At 43.8% G+C, this 15706-nt stretch carries 12 protein-coding genes; 11 read left to right on the plus strand and 1 reads right to left on the minus strand.

Annotated elements, in window-relative coordinates:
* Positions 1 to 177 precede the first annotated feature (177 nt).
* The 8 genes from GJB59_RS15200 to GJB59_RS15235 all read left to right on the plus strand — a co-directional run bounded on the left by GJB59_RS15200 (position 178) and on the right by GJB59_RS15235 (position 9992).
* Positions 178 to 2295 carry an LTA synthase family protein gene (locus GJB59_RS15200; RefSeq protein ID WP_142825924.1) on the plus strand — a complete coding sequence of 706 codons (2118 nt, stop codon included), beginning with the start codon at positions 178 to 180 and terminating at the stop codon, positions 2293 to 2295.
* Between the two features lie 271 nt (positions 2296 to 2566).
* The gene (locus tag GJB59_RS15205) at positions 2567 to 3586 is read left to right on the plus strand and encodes a GNAT family N-acetyltransferase (RefSeq protein WP_185959967.1); all 1020 of its coding nucleotides are present in this window, start codon (positions 2567 to 2569) and stop codon (positions 3584 to 3586) included.
* Positions 3587 to 3785: 199 nt separating this feature from the next.
* Positions 3786 to 4274 carry a VanZ family protein gene (locus GJB59_RS15210; protein WP_142825926.1) on the plus strand — a complete coding sequence of 163 codons (489 nt, stop codon included), beginning with the start codon at positions 3786 to 3788 and terminating at the stop codon, positions 4272 to 4274.
* Between the two features lie 182 nt (positions 4275 to 4456).
* Positions 4457 to 4687, plus strand: coding sequence for a hypothetical protein (locus tag GJB59_RS15215; RefSeq protein WP_142825927.1), 231 nt, complete (start codon positions 4457 to 4459; stop codon positions 4685 to 4687).
* A 136-nt stretch (positions 4688 to 4823) separates the two neighbouring features.
* The gene (locus GJB59_RS15220) at positions 4824 to 5951 is read left to right on the plus strand and encodes a right-handed parallel beta-helix repeat-containing protein (RefSeq protein ID WP_142825928.1); all 1128 of its coding nucleotides are present in this window, start codon (positions 4824 to 4826) and stop codon (positions 5949 to 5951) included.
* A 270-nt stretch (positions 5952 to 6221) separates the two neighbouring features.
* A complete protein-coding gene (gene galE, locus GJB59_RS15225; protein WP_142825929.1) occupies positions 6222 to 7187 on the plus strand; it encodes a UDP-glucose 4-epimerase GalE in 966 nt (321 codons plus the stop codon).
* Positions 7188 to 7524: 337 nt separating this feature from the next.
* Positions 7525 to 8490 (plus strand): glycosyltransferase family 2 protein, encoded by a 966-nt coding sequence (locus tag GJB59_RS15230; RefSeq protein ID WP_142825930.1) that lies wholly within the window; start codon positions 7525 to 7527, stop codon positions 8488 to 8490.
* Between the two features lie 38 nt (positions 8491 to 8528).
* Entirely contained in the window at positions 8529 to 9992 is a 1464-nt protein-coding gene (locus GJB59_RS15235; RefSeq protein WP_142825931.1) for a lipopolysaccharide biosynthesis protein, read from the plus strand.
* A 49-nt stretch (positions 9993 to 10041) separates the two neighbouring features.
* On the opposite strand, the gene GJB59_RS15240 is transcribed toward GJB59_RS15235, so the two are convergent.
* Positions 10042 to 11028: a peptidoglycan bridge formation glycyltransferase FemA/FemB family protein gene (locus GJB59_RS15240; protein WP_142825932.1), complete on the minus strand. Its 987-nt coding sequence runs from the start codon at positions 11026 to 11028 to the stop codon at positions 10042 to 10044.
* 366 nt (positions 11029 to 11394) lie between these two features.
* Here GJB59_RS15240 and GJB59_RS15245 point away from each other — a divergent pair, with 366 nt between their 5' ends.
* From GJB59_RS15245 to GJB59_RS15255, 3 genes are all read left to right on the plus strand, one after another.
* Positions 11395 to 12516, plus strand: coding sequence for a right-handed parallel beta-helix repeat-containing protein (locus GJB59_RS15245; RefSeq protein ID WP_142825933.1), 1122 nt, complete (start codon positions 11395 to 11397; stop codon positions 12514 to 12516).
* Between the two features lie 200 nt (positions 12517 to 12716).
* Entirely contained in the window at positions 12717 to 13628 is a 912-nt protein-coding gene (locus GJB59_RS15250) for a glycosyltransferase family 2 protein (RefSeq protein WP_142825934.1), read from the plus strand.
* A gap of 568 nt (positions 13629 to 14196) precedes the next feature.
* The gene (locus GJB59_RS15255; protein ID WP_142825935.1) at positions 14197 to 15675 is read left to right on the plus strand and encodes a lipopolysaccharide biosynthesis protein; all 1479 of its coding nucleotides are present in this window, start codon (positions 14197 to 14199) and stop codon (positions 15673 to 15675) included.
* Positions 15676 to 15706: the final 31 nt, after the last annotated feature.

Genomic DNA, 15706 nt, shown 5'->3' on the forward strand with positions numbered 1-15706 from the left:
CCAGAAAGAAAGAGCCGCTTCAGCCGATTTGGCGAAGCGGCTTTTCGATTCCGGCCTGATTTTCAGCAGGTGCAAATAATGATACACTGAGTAAATCAGATTCCGGCCAAATTCTTCATAAGAAAACAGGGCTGCTGCACTTTGGAAGATCATCAATAAAAGAAATGAGTGTTTAAGTTGGACAAAAAATCTAGATCTAAAAAAATAGCAGTCTGGCTGGTGACACTGTTCTTCATGATCGGCTTGCCGCTTGTGACGCTTTATGTCAGTGAGCGGATAGCCCGAGAAATGCTGACTTTGCCGCTGCGGGTATGGGTAGTGGATTTTCCTGAACGATTTATGGTCAATGTCCTGCTGGTGCTGGCATTGTTCAATCTGCTGTATATCCTGCCAAGAAAATGGTTTATGTTCACCGGCATGCTGTTGAGTGGACTTTTAATCGTCTTCGCTTATGCCAACAAAGTGAAATTGGAGCTGCGCAGTTCGCCGATCTCGTTAGGGGATTTTGCGCTGTTGAATGAACTGGGTGGATTGGAGCAGCCGATTGGTGTCAATATCCCGTTGCTGATCGGCATCGGCGTGGTATTTTTGGTGCTGACAGTGGCGATTTTCAAAGCTGTACCCAAGCTGAAAGAAAACTGGATTGCTAAAATCAGTGTTTTTCTGGTTTCTGTGTTATTCCTCGGAATGCTGTGGACGGACAAGCCTTTTTCTCCTATGGAAAAAGCGCAGTTCGGAAACACATGGTGGAAACTCGAACTGGCGTTGATGCGCAATGGTGTTTTTGGGAATTTCGTCATGCTGGCAAAGCAATCCAATATTGAGCCGCCTGAAGGATTTTCTGCAAAGAACATGAAGGCCATTGCTGAAAAGTATCAGCCGGCAGAAGAAACGGATGAAGAAAAGCCGAATGTTATTTTCCTCATGAGTGAATCGTTCATCGACCCTTATTCGTTCGGCGAAGAGCATTTTGCTGAAGACCCGATTCCGAATTTCCGAAGGCTGTATGGCGAATCGCTGCACGGGGGGATGTATTCGTCAGAATTTGGCGGGGGTACTGCCAATGTGGAGTTTGAAGCCCTGACCGGTTTCAGCATGCAGTTCATGCCTGCGAATTTCGTGCCATACCAGTTGTATGTCAAAAAGCCTTTGCCGTCTGCGGCCTATGCATTTAGAGAAGCGGATTATGAAACGACGGCAATCCACTCCTACTACGGCTGGTTTTACCAGCGCGAATCGGTTTATCGCCAATTGGGCTTTAACCGGTTTATCTCGGGAGAATTTATGGATTTGGACTACTCAAATGATGCAGGAAAAGGCTTTCCGAAAGACAGACACATTACCGATTCGGTCATTGCTGCCCTCGACAAAACAGAAGGCTTGGATTTTATTCACGCCGTATCGACCGAAGGGCATATGCCATATCGGATGACCGAGGAATCAGAATTTCTGAAGACCGGAACATTGCCGGACGATACCCGGCAGTATTTAAATAAGTTTACAGAGAAGATGCACAGTGTCGATGAGGAGCTTGGCCGAATGGTGGCAGAGATTGAAGCGCGTGATGAACCGGCCGTGCTGGTATTCTTTGGCGACCATTACCCATCCTTCCCGGATAACGAAGCGGTATATGGCGCGAACGGCACCGAAGTTGCTAACGATTTGCTGGGAGATTACGACGACTTCATTGCCACCCATAAAGTTCCCTATTTCATCTGGCAATCCGATGGCAATCAATCCGTCGAGCTGGATGTGAGCCCGAACCAGTTTGGTGCAATTGCGCTCGAGATGGCAGGAGTCCAAGGAAACGAAGTTACAGCAATTCTTGATGACTTGCGCGAGCAGGGTGATGCAGTGATTCCGTATAATCAGTGGCAAGCGCAGATGGGCCAACAGACGCAAGAAATGAAAGACCTTCAGATGATTCAGTACGACTTGCTGCACGGCAAGCGCTACTCGGAATACTTAATGCCGGACCTAGTCAGAATACCATCCCTGGATTATCATCTTGGACTTTATCCTGAAATGGATGCGCAGAAAGTGGTTGAGACACCGGAGTCATATGACCTCTATGTCAAAGGCGCACCTAAATTTTCCGAAGTTCTCGTTGATGGCGAGGCAACCGCTGCCGAATGGCAGACCGCCGGCGAAGGATTGGCCATATTCAGCATTCCAAAGCAGCAGATCGAGAAAAATGCCGAAATTCAATTGACTGTCTCCAACTCCAGAGGCGCTGTGTTGCGGCAAAGCGATGTGTTTACAGTAGAAGAAACAATTGAAACGAGCAAACAGTAAAAACAGCGGCCACATTTACTGGCCGCTGTTTTTTTGTAATTCTAGCGAGTCGGCGAATGGATTTCGCATTTTCCTGTATTGTAGAAGCAATCGTCTTTGCTCCCTCCGAATTAATCGGAATAATCTAAAAAAACAGTATTTTGTAGTGAATAATTTGTAGGAGTATGATAAACTATTTAACTATATAGCATGAACTTCAATAAAATGGGAAATATCATATGATTAGCTGCCTATGCTTAGTAAAGCTTCGGCACAAGGAGGCAGATTCAAGGTGGATGATATTTATTTTGAACGGAATTATGGGCGGTTGTATGAACAAATTGAACAAGGCATTTGTGAGGTTTTTGAATTCAAGCATCCGCTGGGAAAAGTCAGCCACATGTTTATCAAACGCCTCATTCCCGTGTCGATCAACGGAGAGTCTTATTACGACATCAGCACTCCGTATGGCTACGGGGGACCGCTCATCATTGGTTTTGAAAAAGTGGACAAATGCCAGATTGTACAAGAATTCCATGATGCTTTTGAGAAATATTGCCGAAAAGAGAACATCATCTGCGAGTTTGTCCGCTTTCATCCTTTGTTCACGAACGCTCAAGATTTCAGCAGCTGCTACGAATTGATTTTCCGCCGTTATACGACGGGCACCAATTTAAAGGATTACGAAAACCCGGTGAAATCAGAGTTTTCCAAGTCGAAGCAAAAAAGCATCCAGAAAGCCTTGCAAGCAGGCGTAGAATACCGGATGACGGAAAATCCTGTCAGTTTGGAGGCATTCAAACGCATTTACTACTCGACCATGAACAGAAAAAGCGCTGCTTCCATCTATTATTTCAATGACAACTATTTTGAAGAACTTTTACGTTCTTTCGGCAAGAATATCCTTTTGGCGGAAGTTATTTACGAAGGCAAAGTGATTGCGATGGGGCTGAATCTGGTCTACGGAAAAACGATCCATATCCATTTGTCCGGAACATTAGCGGAATATCACCAGTTGTCATCGTCTTTTGTTATGCGCTACGCACTTGTAGAGTGGGGGAAAGCGCACGGGATGGATCTGATACATGAGGGGGGCGGCGTGACCGGAGAGAAAGACGACCCTTTATATCTGTTTAAAAAGCAGTTTGGAAAAAATACGGAGTTCACGTTTTATGTCAGCCATAAAATCTGGAATCAAAAAGTTTACAATATGCTGTGCCAAACGGTTGGATCTCAAGCAGAGGCAGATGTGTTTCCAGCTTACCGCTCGACAGCAGCCGTCCGTGAAACGATCGGCATCATTATTCCCTAAGGTGAAGGAGAGTCTGCAGATTTATGCAGGCTCTTTTTTTTTGCAGATAAGGCATGAATCGGTTAGTGGTAAATGGGATGCTGCCGCTTTTTTGTGGAATCGCTTTAAGTACAGCGAAAGCGAGCTTTCGATTTATGGGCAGGATGCTATAATGGAGGTTAAGGATAGTACTCGACTCCAACAGAAAAGGATTTGTAAAATGACTGCGTACAAAAGTATTTCATGGATAGCGGCCATTGCATGGATGGCTGTCATTTTTTATCTTTCCCACCAACCGGGCTCTGCTTCGAGCGATTTGAGTTCGGGCATTGTGGCGGCACTTTTAGATTTGATGGATCGGGTAGCGCCGGGCCTGAATTTTGATGTCGAAAGCTTTCACACATTTGTCCGGAAAAACGCTCATTTTATCGCATATTTCCTATTGAGCTTACTGAGTTTGAATGCCTGGAGGAGCAGCGGCTTCCGCGGCTTGAAGCAGTTTGCATTAGGTTTCGGCATGTGTGTCTTGTTTGCCGTGACAGATGAAATCCACCAATTGTTTATTGATGGACGGAGCGGAGAAGCTGGAGACGTTTTGATAGATAGCGCCGGTGCCGGTCTTGGTGTTGCGGTTTATGCTACAGCCGAGAAAGTATGGAGCCTTCGCAAAAAAAAAAAAAACGGTAAAGAGCGGAAAAAAACGGAATAGCAATAAAAATTTCTCGTAAACAAAACCTATTGTCTCAGCAGATTTCAATTTACTGGTTAATATGCAACTAGTAAATACCAGTAATTTAGCGTAAGATAATATAAATCAATAAGAATAATGGAAATTGTAAGGAGTAGAACGATAATGACAACAGCTAGTGTGCACAAGAAGAGGTGGATTGTATGTGGGCATTGATTGCAGGCGGTTTTATGTTTTTTACGGCTATAATTCTTTCTTTGGGACGAGCAAGTTCAAAGAGGGAAGACGCTGCCATTAGCCACCGTGAAGAATTGCTGGCGCGCAACAAGGACGGCGAAGCGGATGCAGCAATCATTGAAACTCGTACCGAGACGGTTGAACAGCCAAAACCACATAAAGAAAGCAAAACACCGCATCCATCAGAGCAGCTCTGACAGATGTGGTGTTTTTTAGTTCAAATTTCCCTATTAACGTATGATATTTGAATTTTCAGTTATCAAACTGTTATTTATGTCCTGCTTTCTGTATGATAGTAAGTAGGAGCATTTCGCATCAAGGGAGGTGATTGGCATGAAAATAAAAACAGTCGGTTCTGTCCTGCTGGTACTTTTAGGGATTGCCGGATTGGGTTATTTATTTGTGATGGTTGAACGGATGACTCAGGGTGATGATACAGAAAGCGCAGTTGAAAGCTATAGTGCTGATCTGGATGCAGCAGTTGATAAGACGGAAGAAATTCAGGCAGCCATTGATGATACACCAGCCGGAGGAACCCTGGAAATACCGCCAGGCGTCTATAAGCTCAGCAAAAATCCTGAGCTCAAAGCAGTCACGGGTTATGGCGATAGCTATTTTGCTTTAAAGATTTCAAAGCCGATCACGATTTTGATGGAAGAGGTTATATTCCAAACGGATACGGATGACGAATATGGCGTGTTTTGGGTCAATGAAACAGAAGATGTCCATCTTAAAGGCGGCGTGTTAATGGGAGAGCGTTTGCCGGAAGATGGCTATTTGACTTCCCATATTGCCATTCTGTTTCTCTATACAGACAATAGTTCAATCGAAGACACCTACATGAAAAACTATTCGCAAGGCGTCCATCTTAATCATTCGGATTACAACATTGTCCGGAAAGTAACTTCGGAATTCAATTATGGATCGGGAATTATCAATTTCGACTCCAGCCATAATGTCATTGATTCGTGCATCGTGCGAAATTCTGGTGATGGTCATTTGTCTCTGTATGGAGGTGGCGGAGATAATCATGTAGTCAATTGCATGGTTACTGAAGACCGCCCGGATTACACCGATCAGCAGGGAATTACAGTGGAAAGCGAGATCGGCAGCCTGATTGAAAACAACACGGTCAGTGGCTTCTACTATGGCATCGATGTAAAAAATGCTTCTGAATCGAATATCATCGAATCGAATATTACTTTCAATAATGAATACAATATCGCCGTACGAGGCGGAGACGGCGGCAAAAACCTTCAGTTGCCGAGTTATGACACGCAAATTTTAAACAACATGGCCGTCGACCCGAGAGATCATTCTTCCTACGGAATTTATGTAGGCGCGGGTGAAGGGCATGTCGTCATTGGCAACACGTTAAATGACGGAAATTTGATCTTACCGGAAGAAGACATGGAAATCTACGAAAGCCAAAACAATTTTGTGCCGGAAGAAGATGAATAGGCGCGTTTCTCTTGGAGGCGGCTCCGAGAGAAACGTTTTTTTGCGGCCATTTTTACGAGGTGCGGAAAAATACGTTTGAGGTGCGGAAATCAGCTTGCGAGGTGCGGTCTTTGAGGATTGAGGTGCGCTTTTGTGCTTGTGAGGTGCGGTCATGGACATTTGAGGTGCGGTTGGCCTGTTTTCTTGCAATAAACCCTCTGGAAACATAGCGGCTAATGGTATAATTGGAAGCATTAGCATCTTTTATCAGTCAGAGGAGGAAAAGGGTTTATGGCAATTTTAGTTTGTGGCGGTGCAGGATATATCGGCAGCCATACAGTCAAGGAGTTAGCCGATACATACGAGGTCGTAGTGCTGGACAATTTGACGACCGGATTTGAGCACTTGGTTGATGAGCGGGCGACTTTTGTCCAAGGGGATTTGGGCGACCGGGCAGTGTTGGATAAAATCTTTCTCGCCCATGACATCGATGCGGTATTCCATTTTGCGGCCAATAGTCTGGTGGGCGAATCAGTGGAAAAGCCGCTGAAGTATTATCGCAACAACGTCAGCGCAACTTTAGTGCTGCTGGAGAAAATGGTTGAGCATGGGGTCAAGCGCTTTATCTTTTCATCAACAGCCGCAACTTACGGTATTCCAGAGACGGCTGTGATTACAGAAGAAACGGCAACCACTCCGATAAACCCATATGGCCGCTCAAAGCTCATGGTCGAACAGGCGTTGGCTGACATTTCGCACGTCCATGATTTCCAGTATGTCGTGCTGCGCTATTTTAACGCAGCAGGAGCACATCAATCAGGAGAAATCGGTGAAAGCCATGATCCCGAATCGCATTTGATCCCGATCGTCCTGCAGCATCTTCTTGGCCAGCGCGATAAAATTTCAGTATTTGGCACGGATTACGCCACAGCGGATGGCACGTGTGTGCGGGATTATATTCACGTTACGGATTTGGCGCGTGCGCACATCCTGTCATACCAAGGCATGGCGAACGGGAAAATCGCCAATATCACATTTAACCTCGGCAATGGCGCAGGCTATTCGGTAAATGAAATCATTAAAGAGTGTGAGCGGCTATCCGGCAAGCAAGCCAATATAGAATATGCACCTAGGCGTGCTGGAGATCCGGCTGCGTTGGTCGCCTCTTCAAAGAAAATTGAAGAGGCACTGGGCTGGACACCTGCTTTTGATTTGCAGGCAATCATCAGCAGTGCCTGGGCCTGGCATTCAAAATAGCGATAATCAACCTCTTTGAGCAGTATTCTGCTCAAAGGGGTTTTTGTTTGCCTAAATTATGATGCAGTCTCATTGTAAACAAAGTGTAAATATTATTAGGAAATTATTAGAAATGAAAATATTACATTAAAAAAATGTAAACTAATTATTATTTTCGAAATAATACGAATTATCTATATTTATGCTTTTATTGTGTGATAGAATGTTGGAAACACGATGGATATGAGCATAAAGTATTGTTTTTGGTCGCTATTCATTATGGTTATCCTTTTAGGCAGCTGTAATGCCCTTTTAGCATTCATAATGCCAATACCCCAAACAAAGAGGAGTGAAAATCATGACAAACAAACCGATGGTCAGCATTGTCTGCACAAGCTATAATCATGGCGACTATATTGCAGAAGCAATTGACAGCTTCCTGATGCAAAAAACAAACTTTGAGTTCGAAATTTTGATTTATGACGATGCCTCAACCGATCAAAGCCCCCGAGTGATCAAACAGTACGAAAATAACTATCCCTCTTTAATCAAACCAATTTACCAAACTCAAAACCAGTATTCAAAAGGGGTCCGTGTGGAAATGTTCAACCACAATCGGGCGAGCGGAAAATACATTGCCGTCTGCGAAGGCGATGATTACTGGACAGATCCCTATAAACTTCAGAAGCAGGTGGACTATATGGAAAGGCATCCTGCGTGCAGCATGACCGTCCATGCGGCGGACCGGGTCTTATCCGATAAGAAAAAAATCCTGTCCAGTGTGAGGCCGGAGAAGGGCAATGCTATTTTTTCCGTCGAACGCGTCATAGAAGGCGGCGGTGATTTGATTGCCACAAATTCAATGGTTTATTCCAAAGAAAAAGTCAAGGTGCTGGCGCCTTTCTACTTGAATGCAACGGTAGGGGATTATCCTCTGGTCATATTGGCTGCACTTCATGGAACGGTGGATTATTTAGATGATAATATGTCTGCTTACCGCGTTGGGGTCAAAGGATCCTGGACAGAACGGGAGCTCGCCACCAGCATGAAGAGGATCAACCACTATCGCGACATGGAAAAAATGTTCGATGAAATCAATGAATACACTGAATACCGGTACAGCTCGGCATTGGAAAAGGTGAAGTTGGGTTACCGGTTCTCGCTTTTGTTGGAGCAGGGCAGATTCAGGGAAGCAAAACACGGTGAATATCGAAAAATCTATTTGGAGCTCGGCGCAAAAAAACGGGTGCTGCTGGAGATGAAACGATATTTCCCGAATGTTGCAGAAAGCATCCGGAAAGTGAGATGGAAATTGATCCATTAATTGCATCTCTAGCGGGTTGGGGAATAGGAGACCATTAAATGGAACCAAAACCATCATTGAAAAAAAAGACAATTGGCGGTCTGTTTTGGAGCTTTGGCGACTTGATCGGCAATCAGGGCATTCAGTTCCTCATCCAGATTATTCTGGCCCGCTTGCTGCTGCCGGAACATTTCGGCTTGATCGGCATGATTCTCGTGTTTATCGCATTGTCGAATTCGCTGGTCGATAGCGGGTTTACACAGGCATTGATTCGGGAGCGCAATGCCAGCCAGGCGGACTATTCAACCGTCTTCTATTTTAATCTGTTTGTTTCCCTGCTGATTTACGGGGTTCTTTTTGTTGCAGCCCCGGGCATCAGCCGCTTTTTTGCGGAACCGCAGCTGGTGTCTCTCGTCCGGGTGCTGTCTATCGGAATTGTCATCAACGCATTTGCAGTTATCCCGAAAGCGATGTTCGCCAAAGAAGTGAATTTCAAAGCGCAGGCAAAAGTTAATTTAACTGCCAGTATCTTGTCGGGAATTATCGCAGTGGGATTGGCGGTTACAGGCTACGGGGTTTGGAGTTTGGTGCTGCGGCAACTGTCGATGAACGCCATTCAGTCGCTGCTTTTTACCTTGTCAAAAAAGTGGATTCCTTCTTTGGTGTTCAGCATTGCCTCGTTCAAGCGCTTGTTTGGCTTTGGCTGGAAGCTTCTTGTCTCGGGGCTGATCGACACTTTCTATACAAATGTCTATTTCCTGATTATCGGGAGACAGTATTCTGCATCGCAGCTGGGCTATTACACAAACGCCTCCCGGTTCAGTGAAATCGTTTCGCAGAATTTGGCAGCGACCATTCTGCGGGTGACTTACCCGGTGCTCAGCAGCATCCAGGACGAGCATGAGCGTCTAAAGCAATCCTACAAAAACATCACAAAACTAACCGCTTTTCTTATTTTTCCTGTAATGGTCGGCATGGCAGCTGTCGGTGAACCTCTGGTACTGCTGGTTTTTGGCGAAAAATGGCTGCCGATGGTGCCTTATTTCCAATTGCTGTCTATAGCTGGAATGTTGTATCCAATTTTAGCTCTCGATTTGAGCATACTCCAAGTAAAAGGACGGTCCGATCTCTACCTTCTTTTGGAGATCATCAATAAAATCTCGTTGACAATCCTGTTAGTCCTCGCCATATGGCTGGAGCTGGGGGTCATTGGGCTGATTGCCGCAGCCATCCTGAACACCTATCTGGAATTTTTCGTCAACAGCCATTTCTCCAAGCGTGAAGTCGCCTATCCTGCTGCGGAAAAAGTGAGAGATTTGCTGCCGGTTTACGTAGTGTCATTTTTGATGGGTGGTGCAGTGTTGATGTTTGGGACACTGTTGGAAACAAGCCTGCTGCTGCAATTGCTGCTGCAGATTAGCGCCGGCATCCTGTTCTATATCGCTGCTTGCCGCATCGCAGGCATTACAGAATTGAAGACAGTGTATAAATTGATTCTGCCCATTCTCAATAAAATAAAATAACCGGCAAGCAGAGTTGTCTGCTTGCCGGTTTGTTATGGTGCATTTACTTTCAGGGCCACCGATATGCTGGGAAAAGTCCGCTTTCGGAATTGGAATTCGTCTGCTGAACCAATTGCTGATAAATTTTTTCGTTCCAGATTTTATTGCCAACATAATAATCAAATTCAGTGTTTCTGCCAAATCTTTTTTTGAATAAATACAGTGAATCGTCAGGGCCAGGGTTAACGCCGCCGCCGGAGTGGATAAATTCCACTCCCCGTTCTTTGCCCCATAGCACAATGGCATAGGTCATGACGTAAACGGGCGACAGGTGGTTAAAGCCATCGACGGTGCAAGAGAGATGGGTGTGGATGACTGAACCGGAATGGAAATGAAGTTCTGCGCCAATTACTTGTGAGTCGAACACGGCTTCGACTAATACCAGCTGATCGCCCAAATTATCAATGATTTTTTGGAAATATGTATTGTCGAATAAATAAAAGTCCTCAGCACCGACTCGCTGCATCGTTTTGATATACATGTCCTGAAACAGATCTAAGTTAGATGGACTTAGTGTAATCCGATAAGTTACACCATCTTTCAACGCTTTCCGGATTCTTTTGCGGGTCGAGCCTGAAAATTCTTCCTGCACCGGATCTTCAAAGCCTTTCAAAGTGACGCCTGTAGTATGGCGCCTGAAAAGGACAGTGTAGCAGGACTTGAAATCCGCGGCATTGTCGATAAGCGGATGGAAACGGACAAATTCACTGACGATATTGTGCTCCAGGCAATAAGCCTGAAAAGCCTGGCAGAAATGATTGACCAATTCGTCCTTGCTCGCCTCGTCCTTTAGTTCCGTTATGACCGGCCCTCCATAGCCGTAAGGCGTGAGAAGGTCAAAATATGGTCCGTCCTCTAATTGAATCGGAATCTCTCTTTTAATAAACTGATGATAGACCGACCCCAGGGGATGTTCAAACTCGAAAACTTCGCAGCTTCCGCCTTCCATCTCTTCATACAGTGCGGCATAATCTTTTACAAAAAACAAATCCCTCAAAATAAAACCTCATTTCTTTATATTTTTTAACGTAGATAGAAAGATCGCTTTTTGCAGCAGTTAAACCATATAGAATTCGGCTACCGGTTTAATATGACTAAATTTTCAATTAAATTAGACTCATCTTTGATTATAGCGAGTAAAATAAGAAAATACTAGGGTGAAAACAATTTGGTTCCAATAAAATGGTAATTATTATGGGCAGTAGGATAGAATGACGATGATTTTGGGTAATATTATAAAAGAATTAGTAATCTGAAAAGTGTGCATTTTTAGATATATTAACTTATACTAGAAATATATACGCTTTCGGGAAACTATTGAACCTCTTTATTTCTGGTTCGATCAAAGGAGAGAATGCTGATTATGACTAATAAAAAAACTCGCTGGCTGCTTTCTCTGCTGGGAATATACGGGTTAACCATAGCTTTCTTGATAGGAGAAAACTTGCTTTTCGATGAAGAAATTAACGCAAAAACCCAATTTGAAGCAGAAGGTGACGGAATGACAGATGATACGCAAGCTATTCAGGCCGCAATTGATGAAACGCCAATCGGTGAAACTTTACATATTCCAGCGGGTGTATATAAGTTGAGCAAAAATCCTGATTTAAAGGCCACTACAGGATATGGCGACAGCTCTTTTGCTTTGAAAATATCAAAGCCGATTACCATAAGGATGGATGGGGCGATTTTTCAGACAGAAGCTGACGGTGAATACGGTGTTTTTTGGATTACTGATACAGCCGATGTCCATTTAAAGGGCGGCTTTTTAATGGGAGACAAAATTCCTGAAAGCGGATCACTGGTCTCCAATATCGCCATTCTATTGCAGGACAGCCAGGAAAGTTCCATTGAAAATGTCTATACAAAAAACTATTCGCAGGGAATCCATCTTCATCATGCCAATGGCAACCTGCTTCGGAACGTAACAAGTGAGTTTAATTATGGCTCCGGCATCATCAACTTTGCCTCGGATTATAATGTTATCGAATCTTGTGTCGTCAGAAATTCTGGGGACGGACATCTCTCTTTGTTTGGAGGCGGCAAGCATAATGTAGTTAAAGGCTGTTTTGTACAGGAAAATCGACCGGGTTTTACCGATCAGCAAGGAATTACAGTGGAAAGTGAAAAAAACAGCTTAGTTGAAAAGAATGCAGTTAGCGGCTTCTATTACGGAATCGACATTAAAAACGGTGCGGATTCCAATGTGATAAAAGGAAACCTGACTTTCAACAATGAGTTTAATATTGCTGTTCGTCCAGGTGATGGAGGCAATAACTTGATGACGCCAAGCCACAATATCAGCATCATCAATAATTTGGCCATCAATCCCCGTGAGGATTCTGAACGGGGCATTTATATCAATGTGGGAGAAGGCCACATTGTCAAAGGCAATACAGTGGAAGAAAATCAACTGATCCTGCGGGATGAGGAGTTGAGGTCTGTTTATCAAAAAGAGAATTTCACTGCTGCTGTTGATGAGTGACGCCCCATATTTTACAGATGTGTAAAGCTGTTGTTAAGTTATCTGAAAAATCCGTTTTTTAAAATATTTCAGTGCTATGATAAGGAAAACGGCAGGCGTCCAATGGCATTAAGTGCAACAAATATGACAGGAGGCGGTCAGGTTGCTTATTGTGGCTGATGACAAAAAATTTACTTTAACTGAAGAGGAGTCTGTGACTTATGGCTAACGAGATAATGGTAAGCATTGAATGCAATAGTTACAATCATGAAAATTTTATAGCAGAGGCACTGGACAGCATGCTCATGCAGAAAACGGATTTCATGTATGAAATTTTAATTCATGACGATGCGTCTACTGACCGGACAGCTGAAATTATCAGAAGTTATGAACGACGGTATCCGGATATTGTCAAGCCGATCTACCAGACGGAAAATCAGTATTCGCAAGATGTCCATTTTGAGTTGTTCAATATTGAACGCGCGCAAGGAAAGTACATGGCGATTTGTGAAGGGGATGATTACTGGACAGATCCCCGGAAGCTTCAGAAGCAAGTGGACTACATGGAGGCGCATCCAGAATGCAGCATGTGTGTGCATGCTGCAGAAAAAGTCTCTGCAGTAACTAAAAAAACTGTCTCTGCCATTCGTCCAAGCCATAAGGACAAGATCTATTCTGTAGAAGAAGTGATTGAAGGTGGAGGGGAACTTTTCGCCACCAATTCGATTTTATATTCGCGCGATAAAATTCCTGAGATGCCGGAGTATTACCTGAATGCTACAATCGGAGACTATCCTCTGGCAATCTGCGGAGCATTAAGCGGGACGGTTTATTACATGGACCAGAATATGGCTGCATATCGGGTGGAAGTCAAAGGTTCCTGGACGGATATGCAAGTTTCTGATGTTTCGGCGAAGCAAAAACACCTTCAGGATGTCGCTGCCCTGCTCGATGAAATAAATGTCTACACTAATTTCAAATACGATCATGTCATCAGCCGGACAAAAAGGCGCGATCGCTTTTACATTTTGCTGAAACAGCTGAAGATAAAAGAAACATTGAAAAGAGGCTACCGCCAGTTCTACATGAAGCCCGAGTTTTTCAGACGGGTCTTTAAAAGAATTACAATCTAATAAAATCCAGCATACCGCAGTTTAGTAAAGGCGATTCCGAAAGGCCGGCAGCAAGGTCTTTTAGGAATCGCTTTTTGTTTTGGAGAAAAGTGGGCAGTTGAGGCCGTTATATTTAGAAGAGCGGTGGATAAGAAGTTGATTTTATATTTTGCCAGTTCAAATTAGTAATATATACCTGTATATAGCTATGCAAAAAAACTCTGAAAAAATTTACAAGAAATAGACAGTATCTAACAGTTAAACAGTGAATTTTTCGCGAGAAAAATAGTGAAAATCAATTTTTTTTACAATTTTATAAAAAGATAGTGGAATAATTTGCATAATTAAAATAAAAAATAATCTAAATTATCTGTTATTAATGACTTGTAGTATGTTAGAATGATAATTAAGAAATATAAATAAGCACAAAGTAGTGTATCTGAAATGGAGGACTATTTATTTATCGTTAAATAAGATGTTATATACCTACTTTGATGTAAACGAAACAACAAAACGAAGAGATTTCTGAACTTTTCGATATAAATTAAGCGGATTTCAGAAAAAAGTTTTCTTCGATAGGAGCCGGCAGATGAAACAGGAAAATTCGTTGAAGAAAAAAACCATTAGCGGTCTGCTTTGGAGCTTTGGAGACATGATAGGCAATCAGGGCATTCAGTTCATTATTCAGATTATCCTTGCGCGGCTATTGGTGCCCGAAGATTTCGGAATAATCGGCATGATTTTGGTGTTTGTCGCACTTTCAAATTCTCTTGTTGACAGTGGATTTACACAAGCGTTGATCCGCGATCAAAAAGCCGATCAAACCGATTATTCGACTGTCTTCTATTTTAACCTGGCTGTTTCCATTGTTATTTATGGCTTGCTGTTCCTGTCGGCGCCTTTGATCAGCAACTTTTTCGAGCAAGACCAATTGACGGCCATTGTCAGGGTGCTGGCATTGGGTGTCGTCATCAATGCATTCTCCATCATCCCGCGGGCAATGTTCACCAAGGAAGTTGATTTCAAAGTTCAGGCGAAAGTCAATATGGCGGCAAGTGTGCTGTCGGGAATTGTTGCAGTTGCGATGGCGTTGCTGGGATTTGGTGTATGGAGCCTGGTGGTGCGCATGTTGGCACTGAGCGGGATTCAGGCGGTGCTGCTGGTTTTCTATAGAAGATGGCTGCCTTCGCTGGTTTTCAGCACAGTGTCATTCAAACGTTTATTCGGTTTCGGGTGGAAGCTGCTCGTTTCAGGACTGATTGATACGGCTTATAACAATATTTATTACTTGATCATCGGTAAGCAATACTCGGCGACTTCGCTGGGCTATTACACCAATGCCTCGAAATTCAGCGATGTGGCAACGCAGACATTGACGGCGACCATCCAGCGGGTGACTTATCCGGTATTGAGCGGAATTCAAGATCAGGAAGAGCGGCTGAAACAAAGCTTTAAAAAAGTCATTAAGCTTTCAGGATTTCTGATTTTTCCGGTCATGGTCGGTGTGGCTGCAGTCGCAGATCCGCTGATTTACCTGATTTTCGGTGAAAAATGGATGACCATGGTGCCTTATTTCCAATTGCTGTGCATCGCAGGCATGCTGTATCCGATTCACGCGTTGAATTTAAACATTCTTCAAGTTAAAGGGCGTTCGGACCTGTTTCTCTATCTGGAAATTATCAAGACCATCGTGCCGACGGTATTAATCTTAATTGTCATCTGGATGGACTGGGGAATTACCATTTTAGTGGTGACAATTGTTTTGGATTCGTATATTTCCCTGTTCATCAACATTTACTTTTCAGGACGGGAGATCTCTTACGGCGTCAAAGAGCAGATTGTTGACCTGCTGCCGATTTATGCCATCTCAATGGGGATGGGACTGGTGGTTTATGGAATCGAAAAACTCCTGCCATTCCCGGAACTTTTGACGCTGATTCTGCAGATCGCCATTGGTGCGGCGATTTACATCGCAATTTGCAGGCTATTGAAAATCAAGGAATTCGATACCGTCTATGATTTGCTGGTGCCGATGCTAAAAAAGATAAAACCCGCTAAGACGGGTTGATCTATCGAAAAACAGATCCATAAGGGAGGGA

It is taken from the genome of Planococcus soli, from assembly GCF_016881065.1.
In the GTDB taxonomy this organism is placed as follows: Bacteria; Bacillota; Bacilli; order Bacillales_A; family Planococcaceae; genus Planococcus; species Planococcus soli.

Excerpts from the sequence above, each read along its gene's own strand:
- GJB59_RS15220 (WP_142825928.1), top strand. The coding sequence starts at position 4,824 with ATGAAAATAAAAACAGTCGGTTCTGTCCTGCTGGTACTTTTAGGGATT.
- GJB59_RS15245 (WP_142825933.1), top strand. The coding sequence starts at position 11,395 with ATGACTAATAAAAAAACTCGCTGGCTGCTTTCTCTGCTGGGAATATAC.
- GJB59_RS15250 (WP_142825934.1), top strand. The coding sequence starts at position 12,717 with ATGGCTAACGAGATAATGGTAAGCATTGAATGCAATAGTTACAATCAT.
- GJB59_RS15235 (WP_142825931.1), top strand. The coding sequence starts at position 8,529 with ATGGAACCAAAACCATCATTGAAAAAAAAGACAATTGGCGGTCTGTTT.
- GJB59_RS15215 (WP_142825927.1), top strand. The coding sequence starts at position 4,457 with ATGTGGGCATTGATTGCAGGCGGTTTTATGTTTTTTACGGCTATAATT.
- GJB59_RS15255 (WP_142825935.1), top strand. The coding sequence starts at position 14,197 with ATGAAACAGGAAAATTCGTTGAAGAAAAAAACCATTAGCGGTCTGCTT.
- GJB59_RS15230 (WP_142825930.1), top strand. The coding sequence starts at position 7,525 with ATGACAAACAAACCGATGGTCAGCATTGTCTGCACAAGCTATAATCAT.
- galE (WP_142825929.1), top strand. The coding sequence starts at position 6,222 with ATGGCAATTTTAGTTTGTGGCGGTGCAGGATATATCGGCAGCCATACA.
- GJB59_RS15210 (WP_142825926.1), top strand. The coding sequence starts at position 3,786 with ATGACTGCGTACAAAAGTATTTCATGGATAGCGGCCATTGCATGGATG.